The 2,327-nt window shown below is 69.5% G+C and carries 3 protein-coding genes; all 3 read left to right on the top strand.

The genetic code is table 11. The features are described 5' to 3' along the window. The first annotated feature begins 110 nt into the window (after positions 1 to 110). Entirely contained in the window at positions 111 to 746 is a 636-nt protein-coding gene (locus ACFR9S_RS07795; protein ID WP_379818380.1) for a GNAT family N-acetyltransferase, read from the top strand. Positions 747 to 794: 48 nt separating this feature from the next. Further along, positions 795 to 1,775 (top strand): flap endonuclease-1, encoded by a 981-nt coding sequence (fen, locus tag ACFR9S_RS07790; RefSeq protein ID WP_379732858.1) that lies wholly within the window; start codon positions 795 to 797, stop codon positions 1,773 to 1,775. A gap of 124 nt (positions 1,776 to 1,899) precedes the next feature. After that, a complete protein-coding gene (locus tag ACFR9S_RS07785) occupies positions 1,900 to 2,184 on the top strand; it encodes a hypothetical protein (protein ID WP_379818379.1) in 285 nt (94 codons plus the stop codon). Positions 2,185 to 2,327: the final 143 nt, after the last annotated feature.

Here is a 2,327-nt window from a genome sequence, read left to right as displayed (position 1 = left end):
GCGCACGTCGCCGCGGCCGAGCCAGCCGGTCATAGCCCTACGGTGGACGGCCGTGGGGATCAACCCGGCGACGGCGAACGCTCATAAGGATCCAGCCGTTTCGATCCGATATGGAGTTCGCGCTGCTGGGCTGGCCGGCCGCGGGGCCGACGCTCCGCTTGGACTTCCGGGAGTTCAGCTACGCGGGGAAGTTCGTGATGAGCAACACGGGCAAGGCGGTCGCCCGCGACCCGGGCGGCCCGCGGGCCGAACCCCGGAGCGTCGACGCCGACGTGGAGCGCCACAAGCCGGGGAGCGAGAGCGACCCGTTCGAGCGCGACGTGGTCGCCGCCGCCGCGTTCAACGAGGACCGCACCGACCCGGGCGTGCTGTGGATCCGCTACATCACCACCCGCCACGACCGACGTGGCGAGGGGATCGGCGCCCGGCTCGCGGCGTTCGTCGCCGAACGCGCCGAGCAGCAGGGGTACCGCCGCTGCCGGATCGCGGTCAACAACCCCTTCGCGTACCACGCGCTGTACAAGGCCGGCTTCGTGTTCACCGGCCGGGAGACGGGGCTGGCGGAGCTGGTGCTCGAACGGCCGGGCCAGCGCGACGCCGCGACGTACCAGTGCGGGCTGGACACGTTCCGAACCGACGAGGAGCGCGACCTCAGCGACGACGAACGCGCGTTCCTCGACCGTCGCGAGGGCGACGACGCGCCCGCGCTCGTCCCGGTGCCCGAGGGGCCGACGCCGGAGCCCTGACCGGCCGCGATCCTCCACCTTCAAGCCCGCGCGTCGGCTACCCGGCCCATGGGCAACGCGGATCTCCGCGACGTGGCGGTCATCGAGGACGTCCCCTTCGACTCGCTGTCGGGGAGCGTCGTCGCCGTCGACGCGCACAACTGGCTCTACCGCTACCTCACGACGACGGTGAAGTTCACCGCCGACTCGGTGTACACGACCGACGACGGCGAGGAGGTCGCCAACCTCGTCGGCGTCGTACAGGGGCTGCCGAAGTTCTTCGAGGCCGACGTGACGCCGGTGTTCGTGTTCGACGGCGGCGTCACCGACCTCAAGAGCGACGAGGTCGAGCGCAGACGGGAGCAGCGCGAGAAGGCCGAGCAGCGCCGACAGGAAGCCGAGGAGTCCGGTGATTCCGTCGAGGCAGCCCGGCTCGACGCCCGGACCCAACGCCTGACGGACACGATCCACGAGACTACCCGCGGGCTGTTCGACCGCCTCGACGTGCCGTACATGGAGGCACCTGCCGAGGGCGAGGCCCAGTGTGCTCACATGGCCGCCGTCGGGGACGTAGACTACGCCGGCAGCGAGGACTACGACACGATGACGTTCGGCTCCCCCCTGACGCTCAGACAGCTCACCTCGAAAGGGGATCCGGAGCTGATGGACCTCCAGAAGACCCTCGAGAAACACGAGATCACCTACGAACAGCTCGTGGACGTGGCGCTGCTGATGGGGACGGACTTCAACGAGGGCGTCAGCGGCTACGGCCCCAAGACGGCCGTGAAAGCCGTGAAGGAACACGGCGACGTCTGGGGCGTGATGGACGCCGACGACGTGTACGTCGAGAACGCAGACCGGGTCCGGGAGCTCTTTTTCGACCCGCCGGTCACCGACGAGTACGACCTCGACCTCGACGTGGATCCGGACATCGACGCCGCGAAACGCTACGTGACCGAGACGTGGGGAGTCGACGCCGACGAGGTCGAGCGCGGCTTCGAGCGCATCGAGGACTCGCTCGTCCAGACCGGACTCGACGACTGGACGTAGCCCGACTCCCGTGGGAGCGTCGTTTCTTCCTGATAGTTCGAAACCCGAGAAGAAGCCCGAGCCTGTCGTGTGGTCGTCGTATAGCTGACGATAGACTTATCAGGTGACAGTAGTACCAACTGGTGTGATCCTCGAGCGCGCGCTCACGGTCGCCACCACGCTCGCGCTGCTCGGGTCGTTCGCGTTCTCGCTGATCGCCGTTCGGGGGTACTGGAACGCCCCGTTCGGCGACGTGTTGCGCCCGCTGCCGGTCGCGTTCGGCGGCTTCCTCGCGGCGTCGATCCCCGGCGCGCTCGGCGCCGCGGTGCCGCTTCGCTACCGGGCCGTCGTCGCCAGCGCTGCCGTCCTCGCTGCGTTCGTCGCCGCCGCCCAGGGCGTGGTCCTGCTCGCGGGGTGGCGCCGCGTATGACCGCGGTCACGCCGGTCGGGCTGCTGGCGCTGCTCGACGCGCTGACGCTCTCGGTCACCAGCGCGTTGCTCGTCTACCCCGTCGTCCGCTACTCCGGCAACGTCGCGCACACGGCCGGCTTCCTCTCGCTGGCGACGGCGTTC

Source organism: Halolamina salina, assembly GCF_042678005.1.
In the GTDB taxonomy this organism is placed as follows: Archaea; Halobacteriota; Halobacteria; order Halobacteriales; family Haloferacaceae; genus Halolamina; species Halolamina salina.
Note: the sequence above shows the minus strand (reverse complement) of the source record. Positions and strands in the feature narration are given on the sequence as shown.